Annotated in this window: 16 protein-coding genes and 1 tRNA gene; 6 read left to right on the top strand and 11 right to left on the bottom strand. The window is 64.8% G+C overall.

Annotation, left to right across the window (positions count from 1 at the left end; genetic code table 11):
• Positions 1-113 precede the first annotated feature (113 nt).
• From ychF to CEY09_RS31445, 10 genes are all read right to left on the bottom strand, one after another.
• A complete protein-coding gene (gene ychF, locus CEY09_RS31400) occupies positions 114-1,205 on the bottom strand; it encodes a redox-regulated ATPase YchF (protein WP_006227591.1) in 1,092 nt (363 codons plus the stop codon).
• Positions 1,206-1,300: 95 nt separating this feature from the next.
• Entirely contained in the window at positions 1,301-2,080 is a 780-nt protein-coding gene (locus tag CEY09_RS31405; RefSeq protein WP_088591630.1) for a CPBP family glutamic-type intramembrane protease, read from the bottom strand.
• Positions 2,080-2,676 carry an aminoacyl-tRNA hydrolase gene (gene pth, locus CEY09_RS31410; protein ID WP_006227589.1) on the bottom strand — a complete coding sequence of 199 codons (597 nt, stop codon included), beginning with the start codon at positions 2,674-2,676 and terminating at the stop codon, positions 2,080-2,082. Before pth ends, CEY09_RS31405 begins: the two co-directional genes overlap by 1 nt.
• A 99-nt stretch (positions 2,677-2,775) precedes the next feature.
• Positions 2,776-3,384 carry a 50S ribosomal protein L25/general stress protein Ctc gene (locus tag CEY09_RS31415; protein ID WP_006227588.1) on the bottom strand — a complete coding sequence of 203 codons (609 nt, stop codon included), beginning with the start codon at positions 3,382-3,384 and terminating at the stop codon, positions 2,776-2,778.
• A gap of 146 nt (positions 3,385-3,530) precedes the next feature.
• Positions 3,531-4,481 carry a ribose-phosphate pyrophosphokinase gene (locus tag CEY09_RS31420; protein ID WP_006227587.1) on the bottom strand — a complete coding sequence of 317 codons (951 nt, stop codon included), beginning with the start codon at positions 4,479-4,481 and terminating at the stop codon, positions 3,531-3,533.
• Positions 4,482-4,626: 145 nt separating this feature from the next.
• A tRNA-Gln gene (locus CEY09_RS31425) sits at positions 4,627-4,703 on the bottom strand.
• Position 4,704: 1 nt separating this feature from the next.
• Positions 4,705-5,604 carry a 4-(cytidine 5'-diphospho)-2-C-methyl-D-erythritol kinase gene (ispE, locus tag CEY09_RS31430; RefSeq protein WP_088591639.1) on the bottom strand — a complete coding sequence of 300 codons (900 nt, stop codon included), beginning with the start codon at positions 5,602-5,604 and terminating at the stop codon, positions 4,705-4,707.
• A 62-nt stretch (positions 5,605-5,666) separates the two neighbouring features.
• Positions 5,667-7,265, bottom strand: coding sequence for a methyl-accepting chemotaxis protein (locus tag CEY09_RS31435; RefSeq protein WP_088591631.1), 1,599 nt, complete (start codon positions 7,263-7,265; stop codon positions 5,667-5,669).
• Between the two features lie 250 nt (positions 7,266-7,515).
• Positions 7,516-8,055 (bottom strand): lipoprotein insertase outer membrane protein LolB, encoded by a 540-nt coding sequence (lolB, locus tag CEY09_RS31440; RefSeq protein WP_234818447.1) that lies wholly within the window; start codon positions 8,053-8,055, stop codon positions 7,516-7,518.
• Between the two features lie 59 nt (positions 8,056-8,114).
• Positions 8,115-10,001 carry a tetratricopeptide repeat protein gene (locus tag CEY09_RS31445; protein ID WP_088591633.1) on the bottom strand — a complete coding sequence of 629 codons (1,887 nt, stop codon included), beginning with the start codon at positions 9,999-10,001 and terminating at the stop codon, positions 8,115-8,117.
• Here CEY09_RS31445 and mutM point away from each other — a divergent pair.
• The 4 genes from mutM (at position 10,000) to CEY09_RS31465 (ending at position 13,949) form a co-directional block, all read left to right on the top strand.
• Positions 10,000-10,827, top strand: coding sequence for a bifunctional DNA-formamidopyrimidine glycosylase/DNA-(apurinic or apyrimidinic site) lyase (mutM, locus tag CEY09_RS31450; RefSeq protein WP_006227581.1), 828 nt, complete (start codon positions 10,000-10,002; stop codon positions 10,825-10,827). The two genes, CEY09_RS31445 and mutM, sit on opposite strands and share 2 nt — an antisense overlap.
• 137 nt (positions 10,828-10,964) lie before the next feature.
• The gene (locus CEY09_RS31455) at positions 10,965-11,918 is read left to right on the top strand and encodes an MBL fold metallo-hydrolase (protein WP_088591634.1); all 954 of its coding nucleotides are present in this window, start codon (positions 10,965-10,967) and stop codon (positions 11,916-11,918) included.
• A 134-nt stretch (positions 11,919-12,052) separates the two neighbouring features.
• A complete protein-coding gene (locus CEY09_RS31460) occupies positions 12,053-13,732 on the top strand; it encodes an FAD-dependent oxidoreductase (RefSeq protein ID WP_088591635.1) in 1,680 nt (559 codons plus the stop codon).
• Positions 13,733-13,751: 19 nt separating this feature from the next.
• Positions 13,752-13,949 (top strand): DUF2783 domain-containing protein, encoded by a 198-nt coding sequence (locus CEY09_RS31465; RefSeq protein WP_006227578.1) that lies wholly within the window; start codon positions 13,752-13,754, stop codon positions 13,947-13,949.
• Between the two features lie 309 nt (positions 13,950-14,258).
• On the opposite strand, the gene CEY09_RS31470 is transcribed toward CEY09_RS31465, so the two are convergent.
• Positions 14,259-15,167 carry a LysR family transcriptional regulator gene (locus tag CEY09_RS31470; RefSeq protein ID WP_088591636.1) on the bottom strand — a complete coding sequence of 303 codons (909 nt, stop codon included), beginning with the start codon at positions 15,165-15,167 and terminating at the stop codon, positions 14,259-14,261.
• A gap of 164 nt (positions 15,168-15,331) precedes the next feature.
• On the opposite strand from CEY09_RS31470, the gene hmgA reads away from it, so the two are divergent.
• A complete protein-coding gene (gene hmgA, locus CEY09_RS31475) occupies positions 15,332-16,630 on the top strand; it encodes a homogentisate 1,2-dioxygenase (protein WP_088591637.1) in 1,299 nt (432 codons plus the stop codon).
• Between the two features lie 129 nt (positions 16,631-16,759).
• On the top strand, positions 16,760-18,079 hold the full coding sequence (fahA, locus tag CEY09_RS31480; RefSeq protein ID WP_088591638.1) for a fumarylacetoacetase: 1,320 nt from the start codon (positions 16,760-16,762) through the stop codon (positions 18,077-18,079).
• Positions 18,080-18,908 lie beyond the last annotated feature (829 nt).

Genomic DNA, 18,908 nt, shown 5'->3' on the forward strand with positions numbered 1-18,908 from the left:
ATGAACAATAGGAACGCTCAGCAGACCGTATTTTTTACGCAACCCATTGATTTCAAATGGGCCAACCTATCCACCAAGCGCTACTGAGCGCCACCGAGATCCAGCAAAAATCGTCAGACGTTGAACAGGAAGTTCATCACATCGCCGTCCTGCACGATGTATTCCTTGCCTTCGGCGCGCATCTTGCCCGCTTCCTTGGCGCCCTGCTCACCCTTGTACGTGATGAAGTCTTCGTACGCGATCGTCTGGGCGCGGATGAAGCCGCGTTCGAAGTCGGTGTGGATGACGCCTGCGGCTTGCGGCGCGGTGGCGCCGATGGCCACCGTCCAGGCGCGCACTTCCTTCACGCCGGCGGTGAAGTAGGTCTGCAGGCCCAGCAGCTTGAAGGCGGCGCGGATCAGGCGGTTCAGGCCCGGCTCTTCCATGCCCATGTCGGACAGGAAAGCTTGGCGGTCGGCGTCGTCCAGGTCCACGATTTCGGATTCGATGGCGGCGCAGATGGCCACGACCGGCGCGTTGCGCGCGGCGGCGAATTCGGTCAGGCGGTCCAGCAGCGGGTTGTTCGTGAAGCCGTCATCGGCCACGTTGCCCACGTACATCGCGCGCTTGGCGGTGATGAAGCACAGCTGGGCGATGTCGGCCTTTTCTTCCGTCGTCAGGTCCAGCGCGCGGATCGGCTTGGCTTCGTTCAGCTGGGCAATGCACTTTTCCAGCACGGCCACGATGCGCTGCGATTCCTTGTCGCCGGAACGCGCCGTCTTCTGGTGGCGCTGCAAGGCCTTTTCGGCGGTCTGCATGTCGGCCAGCGCGAGTTCGGTCTCGATGACTTCGATGTCGGCGATCGGGTCGACCTTGCCGGCCACGTGGATCACGTTGGGATCTTCGAAGCAGCGCACGACGTTGACGATGGCGTCGGTTTCGCGGATGTGCGACAGGAACTGGTTGCCCAGGCCTTCGCCCTTGCTCGCGCCGGCGACCAGGCCCGCGATGTCCACGAATTCGACGGTGGCCGACAGGATGCGTTCGGGCTTGACGATTTCAGCCAGCTTCTGCAGACGCGGATCCGGCACCTCGACCACACCGACGTTGGGTTCGATGGTGCAGAACGGGTAGTTCTCGGCGGCGATGCCGGCGCGGGTCAGAGCATTGAAGAGTGTCGATTTGCCAACGTTGGGCAGGCCGACGATGCCGCATTGCAGAGCCATGGGAATCCTGTGTAAGTACGGTATTGATCGTTAACGTTCTAGTTTACCCCGGCCGGGGGCTGGGGCACTTGCCGCGGCACGGGGATGCGGCCCCGCTAACTGGCGGCGGAGGGCGCCCAGCGCATGACGGCCCAGATCATCAAAATGGGGCCGGCGTTGAAAGTCGCATGCAGCAGGATGGCCGCGCCGATGCCGCGCCGCACGCGCATCCAGCCCAGCACCAGGCCGGTGAGCCATTGCGGCAACACCAGCAGCGGCATCAACCAGTACGGCGTCTTGCTGTAGACGAAGTTCGTCAGGTGCACCGCGGCAAAGGTCAGTGCCACCAGATGGAACACTAGGCCGAAGTGCTTCAGGTAATAGCGCCGCCAAGCCGTGTCCCAGCCGTGCAGCGGATCGGCGCGCTGACGCGTTCCCCAGCATGCCAGGATCACGAACGCAGCCAGCAGCAGGCCTGTCCACAGCTTGGGGCCATACAGCACGACGGGCATCAAGGCAGGCACCAGCCACAACACCTGCCTGGGCCGGCGCAAGCCGTAGCGAAAGAGCATTTCTTCCACCAGCGGCGCCCACAATACGGCGGTCAGCCACGGCAGGTTGGTGGGATCGATCCGGTGCGTCGCGCCGCCCATGCCGGCCGCCATCACGGCCACCGGCCCCAGCGCGAACAGGTTCAGCGCCCACAGCAGCCCCGCCCACGCCAGCAGGCGCCCGGGGCCGATGCCCGACCACCAATCGGCCGCCAGGCTGGCGCCCGCGGTGCGCCCCGGCAAGCGCGCGACGGAGTACGGATGGCGGATGTACCGCCAGAAGTCCACGACCTCGTCGCGAAAGCGCATCTTGCCGCCAGAGGTGGGCTGCGGACTGCCGGTCATCAGGCGACGTTGCCGCTATGCAGCTGGCGGGTCGCCAGCGCGAAATCGCCGGCCAGCATCGCCGGCACGACGGCGCGGCAGCGGTCGATGACAGCTTCGATTTCTTTCTGTTCCTCGCGGCGCGGCGGATGCAGCACGAAGTCCGCCACTTGCTGGGCCAGATTCAGGGTGCGCGGATGGCCGATGCCGATGCGCAGGCGCCAGAAGTTGGGACTGCCCAGCACGGCCTGAATATCCTTCAAGCCATTGTGGCCGGCATGGCCGCCGCCCTGCTTGAGCTTCACCTGGCCCGGCAGCAGGTCCAGTTCGTCATGCAGCACCAGCACCTGCTCGGGCTCCAGCTTGTAGAAGCGGGCCAGCGCGCCGACCGCCTGGCCGGATTTGTTCATATAGGTGATGGGCTTGAGCAGCAGCACGTTGTCCGCGCCCAGGCGCGACTTGGCCACCATGCCGAAAAAAGACTTCTCCAGCGCAAAAGAAGTGCGCAGGTCGTCCGCCAGGTGGTCGGCCAGCCAGAAGCCGGCGTTGTGCCGGGTGGTTTCGTAGTCGGGACCGGGATTACCCAATCCCACGATGAGGCGTATGGGAATAGACATGATGGAGGGTGTTTAAACCAAAAAACCCTGCGCATGCAAATGCACACGCAGGGTTTCGGGCATAAGCCGCTGGAAAGCCCGAAGGCCTTCCGGCAAGACTTAGGCGGCCGGAGCGGCAGCTTCGGCGTCGTCGGCGGCAGCGCCGCCCTTGACGATGGCAGCAGCCAGCAGCGGGTTGTCTTCACCGCCGTGGGGGACGTACGTCACGCCCATGGGCAGCTTGATGTCGGCCAGGTGGATCGAAGCGCCAGCCAGGATGTTGGTCAGGTCGACTTCGATGAACTGGGGCAGAGCCTTCGGCAGGCAGGTGATTTCCAGTTCGGTCGTCACGTGGCTGATGATGGCGCCCGACAGCTTCACGGCCGGCGAGATTTCAGCGTTCACGAAGTGCAGCGGCACCTTGGTACGCAGGGCTTGGTTGGCGTCGACGCGCTGGAAGTCCACGTGCAGGACTTGCGGCTTGTAAGCGTGCCATTGAACCGAACGCAGCAGAACTTGCTCTTCCTTGGCGCCTTCGAGCTGCATTTGCAGGATCGATGCGTGGAATTCTTCCTTACGCAGGGCGTGGTAGATCTCGTTGTGGTCGAGTTCGATGTTCAGGGGGGCAGCCGTACCACCATAGACAATGGCGGGAACGCGGCCCGCGCGGCGCAGGCGGCGGCTCGCACTCGAACCCTGGACGCTACGCGCAGTGGCGATAAATTTCATGGAAAACTCCAAAAACAAAATAAGGTGAAGAGGCTTCACCAGTTAACGGCACGGCGCGCAACATGCGCGCCGTGTTGATTGCGCCTTGCCGCGACCAGCAAGGTGCAAAAACTAAAGTGGGCTGTGGCCCGGCTGACGCCTACGCGTCAGTCGACGAACAGCGAGCTGACCGATTCCGCGTTCGAGATACGCAGGATGGTCTCGCCCAGCAGCGCGGCGCACGACAGCTGGCGAATCTTGCCGCTGGCCTGGCCTTGCTCGGAGAGCGGGATGGTGTCGGTGACGACCAGTTCGTCCAGTTCCGACGCTTCGATGCGGTCAATGGCGCCGCCCGACAGCACGGGGTGCGTGCAATAGGCGTAAACGGCGCCGGCGCCGCGGTCTTTCAGGGCCTGGGCCGCCTTGCACAGCGTGCCGGCGGTGTCGACCATGTCGTCCATGATGATGCAGGTGCGGCCGTCGACTTCACCGATGATGTTCATCACTTCCGACACGTTGGCGCGCGGACGGCGCTTGTCGATGATGGCCAGATCGGCTTCCAGTTGCTTGGCCAGTGCGCGTGCGCGGACCACGCCGCCGATGTCCGGGGACACCACGACCAGGTTCGAGAAATTGCGGCGCCAGATGTCGCCCAGCAAAATCGGACCGGCGTAGATGTTGTCCACGGGGATATCGAAGAAGCCTTGGATCTGGTCAGCGTGCAGGTCCATCGTCAGGACGCGGTCGACGCCAGCCACTTGCAGCATGTTGGCCACGACCTTGGCCGAGATCGCAACCCGCGCCGAACGCGGGCGGCGGTCTTGGCGGGCATAGCCGAAATAGGGAATCGCGGCGGTGATGCGGCCAGCGGAAGCGCGGCGCAATGCATCGACCATGACCATGATTTCCATCAGGTTGTCATTGGTAGGGGCACAGGTGGGCTGCAGGACGAAGACGTCCTTGCCACGCACGTTCTCGTTGATTTCGACCATCACCTCGCCGTCCGAGAAGCGACCGACGGTCATCTTGCCCAGGGACATATCGAGGTGGTTGACTACGTCCACGGCCAGCCGAGTATTGGCCGTTCCCGTGAAGATCATGAAGCTATCGTTTGCCATGATGGATGATGCGATGGTCGTTTTAAGACACTAACGAGGTGATGCGGGGTGCTACGAAACACCAGCGGACCCGGAAAATAAAAAAGCTGCTGAACCCGGGCCAGTGTCTTACAGGCGTGTTCAACAGCTTTTTTATGTATTCGGTTGGCTGGGGAGGAAGGATTCGAACCTTCGCATGCCGGAATCAAAATCCGGTGCCTTAACCAGCTTGGCGACTCCCCAACTATCTTGCAATCCAATTCCGCAGTGGATGTTCAGTTAAACCAGTACATGCCTGAACTAACCGAAACCCTGGATGCGTTGCGTTGTTTGTTTCAACAGCGCCGCGCATTATAGCGGATATTTCTGCTTTTGCCAAAACGGCTTCGGAAAGTTCGGAAAACTCGGCGAATAAACATGCGCCTGATCCCGACATGCGAACTGGTATGCCCTGTTCGCTAAGCCACCGCGTTGCCCTGAGAACCTCAGGATAAAGACGGTGAACTACCGGCTCCAAATCATTTTTCCCGAAGGAAAAAGTTGGCGAAGCAAGAAAGTCCGCTATTGTGATGTAAGAAGAATCCCTTGTCAAATCGGGTGCCGAAAATATTCCAACAGTCGGCACGCTGGTATCCGGTTGCGCAACCAGATACGCGCGTTCGGGCAGCGTCACGGCAGTGAGCGCTTCACCCACGCCTTCGGCGAATGCCGATTGCCCGAAGACGAACACAGGCACATCCGCGCCCAGCGGCAAGGCCAGCGCCATGAGCTCGCGGCGCGTCAGCCCCGTCCCCCACAGCTTGTTCAGCGCGATCAGCACGGTCGCGGCGTCGCTGGACCCTCCGCCCAGGCCGCCGCCCTGTGGAATGCGCTTTTCCAACGCGATCTGCGCCCCCTGGCGCGTGCCCGTGGCGCGTTGCAGCGCATGGGCCGCGCGCAAGGTCAGGTCATCGGCTTCAGAGACGCCAGGCAGATCGGAGGCGCGGCTGATGACGCCATCCGCGCGCGCCTCGAAATGCAACGTGTCGCACAAGTCGATGAAACGGAAGACCGTCTGCAGCAGGTGATAGCCGTCAGGACGACGGCCCACCACATGCAGGAACAGATTCAATTTGGCGGGAGCGGGAACGTCGTACAGAGTCACAGAAAACAACCGGTGCGGGACATGCCCACATTCTAGCCACGCACCGGCCGCCGCGCCTGCCCTCAGGCCAGTTGCGGCGCACCCGCGCCAGCCAGCCGCCCTGCCGGCGCGTCGATCACCTGGCCGTCCGGCAACTTGAAGACGGAGACGGCTCCCGCCAGCTGGCGAGCCTGCTCTTCCAGCGCACCGGCGGCCGCTGCCGCCTCTTCCACCAAGGCCGCGTTCTGCTGCGTCACGCTGTCCATCTGCGACACCGCCCGGTTGACCTGATCGATGCCGCTGGCCTGCTCCTCGGAAGCCGCGGAGATTTCGCCCATCAGGCGGGTCACGCGCTGCACCGAGTCCACGATCTCACGCATGGTGGCGCCGGCGCTTTCGACCTGCTCGGATCCCTTGCCGACCGTCTGCGCGGAGTCCTCGATCAGTTGCTTGATTTCCTTGGCGGCGGCCGCGCTACGCTGCGCGAGCGTGCGCACCTCACTGGCCACGACCGCGAAACCCTTGCCCTGCTCGCCTGCGCGCGCGGCCTCCACCGCCGCATTCAGCGCCAGGATGTTGGTCTGGAACGCGATGCCGTCGATCACACCGACGATGTCGGCGATGCGGGACGAACTGCCGGAGATGGCGCGCATGGTCTCGACCACGCTGGCCACGGCGTCTCCGCCGCGCTGCGCCACTGCGGCGGACGTGGCCACCATGTGGTTGGCTTCACGGGCGGTATCGGCGTTCTGCTTCACGGTGGACGCCAGTTCTTCCATGCTGGCTGCCGTCTCTTCCAGGGACGCGGCCTGCTCTTCCGTGCGACTGGACAGGTCGGTGTTGCCCGCGGAAATTTCGCGCGCGCCCACATTGATCTCGTCCACGCCCCGGCGCACGGCGGAAACCGTGCGCACCAGGCTGTCCTGCATGCCTTTCAAGGCGGCCAGCAGTGCACCGATTTCGTTCTTGCCGCGATCGGCGACGCGACGGGTCAGGTCGCCTTCGGCGATGCGGCGAAAGATCTCACCGGCTTCCAGCAGCGGCCGCACGATCATGCGGCGGATCAGCACATGGGCGCCCACGGCCATCAACAGGCCCAGCGCCAGGATGCCGGCCAACAACGACGAGAACAGGGTGTGGAAGAAAGAAATCTCCGCCATGGCGCCCTGCCCGGCCTCTTCGGCCCGGACCATGAAGGCGTCGCGTTCACTGACCAGCAGTTCTTGCGCCTGCTGCGTGCCTTGCTTGAAATAACTTTCCATGTCGCCCGCCTCCAGCACGCGGCCCACGCTTTGCAGGTTGGCACTGAGGTTGGTGTAGGCCTGGATCAGATCGGCGGACGCGGTCTTTTCCGCGGCCGACAGGCCACTGGAAAAACCTTGGAAAGCGCGGTCGCCCGAGGCGATGCGCTGGCGCGCCAGGCGCAGCGCGGTCGTGTCGCTGGTGTTGCCTTGCGCGACGCGCGTGGCGTAGCGGCTCAAATCGGTGCGGGCCGCTACCAGCGACAAGGCGGCCGTGTTCACGGCGTTGACCTGTTGCGAGGAAAGGCGATAGAGCTGGCCGACGTCCTGGTTGGTCTGGCGCAATGCGACAAAACCCATGCCCCCCACCAGCAGCTGAAACGTGAAAAAGATCGCGATGATTCCTAACAGCATCGTCGCGATGCGCGTGTTCCTGAACATAGGGCATTCTCCAAAAAAGGCGGCGACAGGTTGGCCGCCGCCGCACTTGCGGTCCGCGCGAAGGGTGGCCCCGCGCGGGCATGAGGAGAATTATTCAGTCCGGCCTGACTATTTCAAGCCGTAACACAACCGTCTTTGCCGCGTTTATTTGGCCGATTGCGAAATGCCGGACGTGTTAGGCCCGGCCGCAGCAAGCGGCCATTAGCGTTCAGAGGGGGAAGACGACGGAGCGCGAACGGCTCCGTCGGAATCAAGGCTGGTTGACGACCAAACGCACCGTGACGCGGCGGCCGGGTTCCAGGCGCTCGAGGACCAGCAACTGCGGTCCCAGCGTGTCGTAGCGCGACAGCTTGGCCCGCCAGCCGCCCTGCTCGAAGGAGGCGGGACGACCCAGTTCATCGCGAGACACGTCGGAGGCTTCGGGTTGCGCCGGCAGTTTGCCGCGCAGCCAGTCGCGCAAGCCGGACACCGGCACGCTGCTGCCCAGCGCGTCTTCAGCGAGGGCATCGGGGTTGTCGGCAACCAGGCGCGTGCCATCGGCCTTGGTCAGGCTGGCGGCGCCGGGCTGGCCTTCCACGCGAGCTTCGGTCGAACCCAGCGGATTGGTCAGGTCCAGCACGTAGCGCCGACCATCGTCCGACCACGAAAAGCCGCCTTGCACGGCGCTCTGCTTGCCGCTTTCTTCGTTCACGGTGATGGCGAAACGGCCGATGCGCGAAAACGCATCGGGGCTGGCGCCTTCGATGGGTTTCGGCGTGGTGGTGCAGGCGGCCAGCGTCAACGCCAGCATCGCCAGCAGCACCCAGCGCAACCAGGCCGTCACATCAGGCAAGCGTTGCACCCCAACCGTCACAGGCCCACTCCCAGACGCTTGACGACGTCCTGGACGGTCTTGTTCTTGGGATCTTTCATCAGCGCGGCGCGCAGCAGTTCCGTCGCCTGGTCGCGCTTGCCCTGGGACCACAGCACTTCGGCCAAGTGGGCGGCGATGTCGGCTTCCGGACGCACGCTATAGGCGCGGCGCAGATATTCCGCGGCGGACTCGGATTCGCCCATGCGGAACTTCACCCAGCCCATGCTATCCAGGATGAACGGATCGTTCGGCGAGAGCTCAAGCGCCTGGGTGATGAGGTCAAGTGCTTCGGGCAGGCGCTGGTTGTGGTCGGCCAGGGTGTAGCCCAGCGCGTTGTAGGCGTGGGCGTGGTCCGGGTCCAGCGCGATGACCTGGCGCAGCATGCGCTCCAGGTCGGCCAGGCGGTTCTGGCGTTCGTATAGCATGGCCAGTTCGTACTTGATCTCGACCGTGTCCGGCAGCGCCTGATCGGCCGCTTCCAGCGTGCTCACCGCTTGCTGGATGCGGTCGGCGTCGCGCAGGATCTGCGCCTTGGTCAGCACGCCCAGCGTGCGCTCTTCGTCGTCCTGCGGGCCGGCGGCATCGATCATGGCCAGCGCGTCATCCACCCGGCCGCTCTTGGCGCGCAGGGCAGCCTGGCGCATGGCGACGGAATAGCGCAGCGTCGGGTCGTCGATGCGGCCCAGTTCCTTGATGGCTTCGTCGTACTGGCCCTGGTCTTCGGCGATGCGCGACAGCAGGACATGGGCGTCCGCCGCGGCGGCGCCGGCATCCGTGGCGCCGGGCACGGTGGCGCGCTGGCGTTGCTGCTGCACGTCCAGGTACTGCTGAAGCAGATTCCTGGCTTGCGGCAGCTGACCCGCCTTGTAGGCAAGCTGGGCCTGCATGAAGAGCAAGTCGAAATCTTCCGGCGAACGGCGCGACATGGCCTGCAATTCGGACAGCGCGCCGTTGTAGTCGCCGCTGTCGGCCAGTTGGCCGGCCAGCATCAGGCGGACCTTGCGGGCGCCGGGATTGCGGTTGATATAGGCGCGGGCTTCGGTCTGGGCGCGTTGCGGATCCACCTTCGAGCCGTATTCCAGCACGCGCTGGGCGGCGGCTTCGGACTTGGGATCCGCAGCCAGCGCGGCGCGGGATTCCTGCGCGGCGCGCTCGTAGTCGCCCGAGGCGGAGGCCACGTCGGCCAGCGCCAGATGGGCGGCCGGCAGCTTGCGCACGCTGTCGCTCAGGGATTCGTCCAGGATGCGCAGGGCCAGGCGGCGGTCGTTCAGGCGGCTCAGCACGGCCAAGGCCTGGCCGATGGCGGCCGGCTTGTCGCGCGAGGCGTCGATGCGGTTGCGCAGCGCCTGGGCCAGACCCTTGGTCTGCCCGTTGGCGGCGGCCAGCGCCAGTTCGGTGGAGCTGGCCTCAACGTCGTTGGGCGACAGGCGCGCCCAGACGCGGGCGGCTTCCAGCGCGCCGGGCAGATTGCCGCCAGCCAACTGGAATTCCAGGCCACGCCGGGCCAAGCGGGGGTCGCCCGTGTCCCGGGCCAGGCCGATCATGGTGGTAGCCGCTGTGCCGTACATGCCGCGCTGGGCGGCGATCTCTGACGCGAGGACGCGATAGAAGATGTCGGCAGTGAGCGATACGTAGGGCAATTGGCCCGGACGCAGGCGGATCACCTCGGTTTCAGGCTGGCGGTTCTGGGGCGCCATGCGGGGCCCGGTCGCATCACGCGTCCGGCTGTCGGCCGCCTGGGCCGGCAGCGCAAAACCTGTTGCCAGCGCAAGCGCAAGCGTGGCGATCCCGATATTCATTTGTTTGAAAGACGACTTCACGCGGCCCGTCCGGTTGATGGCACAATCTTCGTACACGCAATTGATGATCTTACACTGGCTCATGCCGGAACTGCCTGAAGTTGAAACCACGCGTCGGGGAATCGACGCCGTCATCACTGGCCGGACGCTCAAGCGCCTGGTCGTCCACGAAGGCCGCATGCGCTGGCCCATTCCGCCGGACCTGCCCGCCCTGATCGGCGGCCGCGCCGTCCTGGAATGCGCCCGCCGGGGCAAATATCTGTTGCTGCGCTTCGAACATGGCACCCAGATCGTGCATCTGGGCATGTCCGGGTCGCTGCGCAGCGTCGCCCCGGGTGAATTCCTGCGCAAACATGACCACGTCGAATGGATATTCGACGAAGCCGTCCTGCGCCTGCATGACCCCCGGCGCTTTGGCGCGGTGCTGTGGCACCCGGACGCCGATGGCCCCATCGACACCCACCCGCTGCTGGCCAAACTGGGCATCGAGCCCTTCGACCCGCGCTTTGACGGGGCCTGGCTGCACCGCCACTTCAAGAACCACAGCGCGGCGGTCAAGCAAGTGCTGCTGGCGGGGCTGGCCGTCGTGGGGGTGGGCAATATCTACGCATCGGAATGCCTGTTCCGGGCGCGCATCAACCCCAAGACCCCGGCCAACAAGCTATCGCCTGCCCGGTGCGACCGCCTGGCGGACATGATCCGAGCCACCTTGGCCGACGCCCTGACCTCCGGGGGCAGCACCCTGCGGGATTATGTCGGCGCCACCGGCGAACCCGGGGCCTATTTCGAGATCCATGCCGCGGTCTATGAACGCGAAGGCCTCCCGTGCCGGGTCTGCGCGACGCCGATCCGGCGTTTCGTCCAGGGGCAACGGGCCACCTATTACTGCCCAAAATGCCAAAGAAACTAGCCCCGGCGGCCTGAAAACCCCCGGGAAATCCCTGTAAAAACAAGACCATTTGTTTATAGCGAACGTATTGCACGAAAACTAACGCCAAGCTATATTCCTTTCACACACCTATTCCTAGAACAGTGGAAGGAGCCTCCATGAGCAAGCAATTCGCCTCGCACGCCGACCTGGACGACAAGGTCGTCTCGTTCGAAAAACTGTCCGACAACGCCTATGCCTACACGGCCGAAGGCGACCCCAACACGGGCGTGATCATCGGCGACGAGGCCGTCATGGTGATCGACACCCAGGCCACCCCGGTCATGGCCCAGGACGTGATCCGCCGCATCCGCGAAGTCACGGACAAGCCGATCAAGTACATCCTGCTGTCGCACTACCATGCCGTGCGCGTGTTCGGCGCCTCCGCCTACAACGCCCAGGAAATCCTGGCCAGCCGCGACACCTACGACTTGATCGTCGAACGCGGCGAACAGGACAAGGCCAGCGAGATCGGCCGCTTTCCCCGCCTGTTCCGCAACGCCGAATCGATTCCGCCGGGCCTGGTCTGGCCGACGATGACGTTCAAGGGCGAAATGACCGTCAATCTGGGTAACCTGGAAGTCAAGCTGCTGCAAGTCGGCCGCGGCCACACCAAGGGCGACACCATCGCCTGGCTGCCCGAGCAGAAGATCCTGTTCGCTGGCGACCTGGTCGAATACCAGTCCACCCCGTATTGCGGCGACGCCTACTTCCGCGACTGGCCCAGCACGCTGGACGCGCTGTCCGGCTTCGAAGCTGAAAAGATGGTTCCCGGCCGCGGCCCGGCCTTGAAGAGCGCCACCGAAGTCCGCCAGGGCCTGGCCGGCACCCGCGCCTTCCTGACCGACCTGTACGGCGCCGTGAACCGTGGCGTGGCCGAAGGCAAGGATCTGAAGACGATCTACCGCGAGGTCTATGACTTCATGAAGCCGCGCTACAGCGACTGGGTGATCTTCGACCATTGCATGCCGTTTGACGTATCGCGCGCCTATGACGAGGCCACCGGCCACACGCATCCGCGCATCTGGACCGACAAGCGCGACCTGGAAATGTGGGCGCAGCTGGAAGGCTGACCCCGACGGGCCGCGGTAGCCGGCGCTGACCGGAAGCGGCCCTGACCGACCATTGCAAGAAGCGAAATCGCGCGTCGCAGGACGGCGCGCGGGATCGCGACATAAAAACAAAATGACCCACACAGGAGACAACCGTGGGAGACATCGACTTTCAGGCGATGGAGTTCGCCTATGAAAAGCACGCCGACCAAAGCGCCGGCACTGCGCCGCGGCACCAGGTCGTGGTCGTGGGGGCCGGCCCGGTCGGCCTGACCACCGCGTTGGACCTTGCCCGCCAGGGCGTGCGAGTCGTGGTGCTGGACGACGACTACCGCTTGTCCACCGGGTCACGCGCCATCTGCTTTTCCAAGCGCACCCTGGAAATCTGGGACCGCCTGGGCGTTGGCCAACGCATGATCGACAAGGGCGTGTCGTGGAACGTCGGCAAGGTGTTCTTCCGCGAACAGGAAGTGTGGCGTTTCGACCTGCTGCCTGAACCCGGCCATCGCCGCCCCGCCTTCATCAACCTTCAGCAGTACTACGCCGAAGGCTATCTGTATGAGCAAGCGCGCCAGGAACCCAACATCGACCTGCGCTGGAAAAACAAGGTCGCCGGCGTGGTCCAGGCCGAAGACGGCGTCGACCTGACGATCGACACCCCCGAAGGCCCGTACACGCTCCACGCCGATTGGCTGGTCGCCTGCGATGGCGCCCGTTCGCCGGTGCGCAAGCTGATCGGCCAGGAAAGCCATGGCCGCATCTTCCGCGACCGCTTCCTGATTGCCGACGTGAAGATGAAGGCGGACTTCCCGACCGAACGCTGGTTCTGGTTCGACCCGCCCTTCCATCCCAACCAATCCGTGCTGCTGCACCGTCAGCCCGACAACGTCTGGCGCATCGACTTCCAACTGGGGTGGAACGCCGACCCCGTCGAAGCCGTCAAACCCGAGAACGTGCTGCCGCGCATCCGCGCCCTGCTGGGGCCCGACGCGCAGTTCGATCTGGAGTGGGTCAGCGTCTACACCTTTGCCTGCGAACGCATGGACAAGTTCCGCCACGGACGCGTCGTGTTCGCCGGCGACTCCGCGCACCGCGTATCGCCCTTCGGTGCACGAGGCGCCAATAGCGGCGTGCAGGATGCCGAAAACCTGGCGTGGAAGCTGAAGCTGGTACTGGCGGGCCTGGCGCCCGAAGCGCTGATCGACAGCTACAGCGCCGAGCGCGAGTACGCGGCCGACGAGAACATCCTGAATTCGTCGCGCGCCACCGATTTCATTACGCCCAAGAGCGACATCAGCCGCAGCTTCCGCAACGCGGTGCTGAACCTGGCCAAGACGCATCCATTCGCGCGTTCACTCGTCAACAGCGGACGCCTGTCGCTGCCCGCCACCTACGGCGAGTCGCCCCTGAACACCCCGGATGCGGATGCCTTCACGGGCCGCATGGTGCCCGGCGCTGTCGCGCTGGACGCACCCGTGATGTGCCGCGGCGAACAGGACTGGTGGATGGCGCAGCTGGATAGCGGCTTCGTCCTGGCGCTGTTCTGTGGCGATGCGCTGCCCAGCACCAACACGCTCCAGGCCTTACAGGCGCTGCGCATGGCGTCGGTGCCCGTCAAGGCCGTCCTGGTGGCGGGCGCGCAGTGCGACCTGTCCGGCCTGCCCGCGGACCTGCCGGTGGTGGCGGACGCCGAAGGCTGCCTGGCCAAACGCTACGACGCGCAGCCCGGCACCGCCTACCTGATCCGCCCCGACCAGCACATCGCCGCGCGCTGGCGCGCATTCGACGCCGATGCCGTCGCCCGCGCCGTCCGCCGGGCCACGGGCCACGCCTGAATCCAGAGGTCAACCCATCATGCTGATTACCGAAACCAATCTGAGCTCGCCCGACGACTTCTACGAAGCGCTGATCGAAACGCACCGCGACCTGACGAACGAGCAAAGCCAGGAATTGAACGCGGCGCTGATCCTGCTGCTGGCCAACCACCTGGGCGACGTGGCGCTGCTGCGCGAAGCCCTGCAACAGGCCCGCGCCTCAGTCGTGCAAGCGTAGGATGGGTGAAGCGCGGGACACCGAAAAAAAAGAACCCCGACGTCGAACGCGCGCAACCCATCAAGCAGCGGTTGCGTTATGGCTGAAGCAGCCAAGCATCCAGGGCTGCTTGATGGGTTACGCGCGCTGGGGCGCGGCTTTCCAAGCGAAACCGTTCCGCGCTCCACCCATCCTACGAGCCGCCCCCAGCCGAACACCTGGCCGCGTTCCCTCCCGCCCCCAGCCGAACTCCCATCCGCATCCCCCCGCCCCCCAGCCCAACACCCGGCCGCATTCCCCCGGACCCTTCCTGCCGCGGCCCCGGGGCATTTACAACCCCACCGCGAACGTATTCACGATCAACGCGCGCAACCATTGGTTGCCGCCATCGCGGTCCACCCTGCGCTGCCAGTACATGTTCGTCTGCAGCGCGGGCACCTTCACCGGCGGTGTCATGAAGCGCAGGCCGAACGGTGGCGCGGCGCTGGCGGCCAGTTTTTCAGGCACGGTCGCCAGCAAGTCCGTCGCGCTGACGATGTAGGGAACGGCCGAAAAGTGCGGCACGCTGAAGTGTTCGGCCAGTTCCACGCCCGCGCGCTCCATGGACTGGTTGACCTGTCCGTAAGGCGCGGCCCGCGAGACGATCAGATGCCGCTCGGCTCGGAATGCCTTGATACCCATGCCCGCGTGCGCCGTGGGATGCGCCTGGCGGAACAGGGTGGCATAGCCCTGCCGGAACAGCATGCGCTGCAGCGTGCCCGCCCCCATCTCGTCGAACGCGCCAATGGCCAGGTCCACCCGGCCCGACTCCATTTCACGCGGCAAGTCCGGCCCCTGCACGCGTACCGAATCGATGCGCACCTGCGGCGCCACCTGCACGCAGACCTCCATCAGCCGCGGCATGAAGTGGATTTCGCCCACGTCCGTCATCGCCACCCGGAAGCGACGGCTGCTGGTGGCGGCGTCAAACACGTCCTGATCCTGCAAGGCCTGGCTCAGCATCGTCAGCGCTTCGCTGACGGGGCCCGCCAGCCGCTGCGCGCGCGGGGTGGGCAGCATGCCTTGCGCGGTACGCACGAACAGCTCGTCGCCAAAGGCCTCGCGCAGACGGCGCAGGGCGTTGCTGACCGCGGGTTGCGTCAGATCCATCCGCCGCGCCACGGCCGACAGATTGCGGTCTTCCAGCAGATGCTGGAACAGGATCAACAGGTTCAGGTCGACGTTGCGCAATTCGGCCATAGGGCCCCCTACTATTCACAAAATTTATAGTCTCTATTTTTGCATTCCCGTAGCCGCAATGGGCGTTTTTTCCGACAATAGGGAATCGGCGCTGGGTTCAACCCAGACCGCCCTCAGATATCGACCGCGCGGCCACGCACCGCGCCGCCACCCAGGAGGATTCCATGGAACTGAAATATCAGACCGGCTTCGGCAACGACTGCGCGACCGAAGCGCTGCCCGGCGCCCTGCCCGTAGGCCGCAATTCGCCGCAGCAATGCCCGTACGGCCTGTATGCCGAGCAACTGTCCGGCACCGCCTTCACCGCCCCCCGCAGCGAAAACCGCCGGTCCTGGCTGTACCGCATCCGCCCGGGCGCGCAACACAAGCCGTTCGAGCCCTTTGCCGGCGCGGCAGGCTGGGAAAGCACCTTCGGCCATGGCCCGGTCACGCCCAACCAGCTACGCTGGAGCCCGATGCCAATCCCTGAGGCCCCCACGGACTTCCTGGAAGGCGTGAAGACCTGGGGCGGCAACGGCGGCCCCGACGAACAGGGCGGCGTGGCCATCCACCTGTACGCGGCCAACCGGTCGATGCAGGGCCGCTATTTCTACAACGCCGATGGCGAACTGCTGCTGGTGCCCCAGCAAGGACGCCTGCGCCTGGCTACCGAGCTGGGCCTGATCGATCTGGAACCCCTGGAAATCGCCGTTATCCCGCGCGGCGTGCGCTTTCGCGTCGAACTCCTGGATGGCGCCGCGCGCGGCTACATGCTGGAGAACTTCGGCGCCGCCCTGCGCTTGCCCGAACTGGGCCCCATCGGCTCGAACTGTCTGGCAAACGCGCGCGACTTCCAGACGCCGGTGGCCTGGTATGAAGACGTGGAAGGCGACTTTGAACTGATTGCCAAGTTCACGGGCGGATTCTGGCGCGCATCCATCGACCATTCGCCGCTGGACGTCGTGGCCTGGCACGGCACGCACGCGCCGTACAAGTACGACCTGCGCCACTTCAACACCATCGGCTCGATCAGCTTCGACCATCCGGATCCGTCGATCTTCACAGTGCTGACCGCACCGTCCGACACCCCGGGCACGGCCAACATGGACTTTGCGATCTTCCCGCCGCGCATCCTGGCCATGGAAGACACCTTCCGTCCGCCCTGGTTCCACCGCAACGTCGCCAGCGAATTCATGGGCCTGATCCAGGGCGTATACGACGCCAAGGCCGATGGCTTCGCCCCCGGCGGCGCCAGCCTGCACAACTGCATGAGCGGCCACGGCCCCGACGCCGAGACCTTCGAGAAGGCCTCGCACGCCGACACGCACGCCGCCCATTACATCCGCGACACGATGGCGTTCATGTTCGAAACGCGCCGCGTCATCCGCCCGACCGGGCAGGCCTTGGCCTCGGTAGAATTGCAGGGCGACTATTACCGGTGCTGGCAGGGCATCGTGAAGCACTTCGATCCCAAGAAGGCGTGACGGCGCCACTGCGCTGATTCCCAGCCACGGCGATGCGTGCAAGCGCATCGCCGTTTGGCTTTTGAATTTTCCGGCGCCGCTGCCCGTCAGTTCTGCCGGCCCCCACACCATTACAGAGACACGCGAACCATGACCACCACGATCAACGAAACCCACGATCCCTCCTTGAAGAGCTGGATCGCCAGCGCCAACACCGGCACGTCCGATTTTCCGGTCCAGAACCTGCCGTACGGCGCGTTCCGCCGCAAGGGCACGCAAGAGTCGTTCCGCCCGGGCGTGGCGATCGGTGACCAGATCCTGGACCTGGCCGCATTGGCCGCCAAGCAACCATTCGAAGGCCTGGCCGCCGAGGCGCTGGCCGCTTGCGCGGGCGACAGCCTGAACGCGCTGATGGCGTTGGGCCAACCGCACTGGAGCGCCCTGCGCCTGGCGCTGTCGCGCGCACTGCGCGAAGGCGCCGCGTTGCGCGCCGAAGTCGAACCGTTGCTGGTGGCGCAGGCCGACGCCGAATACACCACGCCCGCCCGCATCGGCGACTACACCGACTTCTATATCTCGGTGCACCACGCGACGGCAGTGGGCAAGCAGTTCCGTCCTGATAATCCCTTGCTGCCGAACTACAAGTGGGTGCCGATCGGCTACCACGGCCGCGCCTCCAGCATCGGCGTGGACCAGAAGTTCCCCCGCCCGGTCGGCCAGACGCGTCCGGCCAATGAAGGCGACACGCCGCAATTCGGCCCGTGCGCGCGCCTGGACTACGAACTGGAACTGGGCATTTTCGTGGGGACCGGCAACGAACAAGGCGAACGCATCGGCCTGGCCAACGCCGACGGCCACGTGTTCGGCCTGTGCATTCTGAACGACTGGTCGGCGCGCGACATCCAGGCCTGGGAATACCAGCCCCTGGGCCCCTTCCTGTCCAAGAATTTCGCCTCGACGATTTCGCCGTGGATCGTCACGATGGAAGCGCTGGAGCCGTTCCGCACGCAATGGAACCGCGGCCCGTCGGAACCGCAACCGATGCCGTACCTGGCCTCCGACGCGAACCGGGCGAAGGGCGCCTACGATGTGCGGCTGGAAGTGCTGATGACGACGCAACAATCGCGCGAGGCCAAGCAGCCCGCCGTGACGTTGTCGCGCAGCAATTTCCGCGATGCCTACTGGAACGTGGCCCAGCTGATCACGCACCACACGGTGAACGGCTGCAATTTGCAGCCGGGCGACATGCTGGGCACGGGCACGCTGTCCGGGCCGCAGCCGTCGGAAGCTGGTTCGTTGCTGGAATTGAGCAATGGCGGCAAGACGGCAATCGACCTGCCGTGGGGAGAAAAGCGGACGTTCCTGCAGGATGGCGATCAGATCATCATGCGGGCGGCTTGCTTGAAGGCGGGATATCCGAGGATTGGGTTTGGGGAGGCGTCCGGGACGGTGTTGCCGGCGCGGGTTTGAGTTTTCTCTTCGTGGGTGGGGCGTGTTGGGGGATCGGCGCAGAGTTTGCTTAGGTCGCCTTGAGATGTGGGTCTCCGCAGGTTTGCGTAGGTCGCCCATCGGCGCGGTCGGCCTGACTGCGCGCGCCCACGATTGCGGTCCGGAGCCTTCGCTCCGGACTGCCCCGTTGTCATCTTCGTTGCGGCCTGCGGCCGCTGCCTTCAGATTCCCTCGGGCGCATCAAGGTTGCGCGCAGTCAGGCCGACCACACCGACGGGCTGCGCCGTCTCGGTTTGCGCGCTGCCAGGTTTCGGATTAGTGACGAGATTTGCGGGGCCCGCCTCATGCGGCCGCGCGGGCGGCCGCATTCTGCATACGCATTCTGAGACGTCGTAGCGGTGGTCGCTTGCGCGCTTGTGGGGAGTGGTTTTCTACTGGACCCCGCCGTCAGATGGGGAGGTGGAGCGACGGGTGGCGCGCGGCAGGCAGCTGCTTGCCTCTTCGCACCTGTACGCGCGCCACCCGTCTAAGAGGGAGAGTGCCGTGCGCTTGCGGCACTGGTGCTTCTTTGACGAGTCATCAATCGTCGATCGTTAATCGACATTCGTCTTCTCGCGTTCTCGCATCCGTAGGATGGGTGGAGCGCGGCACACCCGTCATCAGGACGGGGACGTCCGTCGCGCGTAACCCATCGTGGTGGCATGCATCGGTGATGGGTTACGTGCGGCATAGGGAGTGTCAGTTTTTTTGTGTTTAAGGCACTCAGAGCCTGAACCCATAGAGGATCAGACATGTCGATGCTATCTCAGCGATACGGGTCAGTGAAGCGCTCTGCATAAATCACTGCGAA

The organism is Achromobacter marplatensis, assembly GCF_002209535.1.
Classification (GTDB): domain Bacteria; phylum Pseudomonadota; class Gammaproteobacteria; order Burkholderiales; family Burkholderiaceae_B; genus Achromobacter; species Achromobacter marplatensis.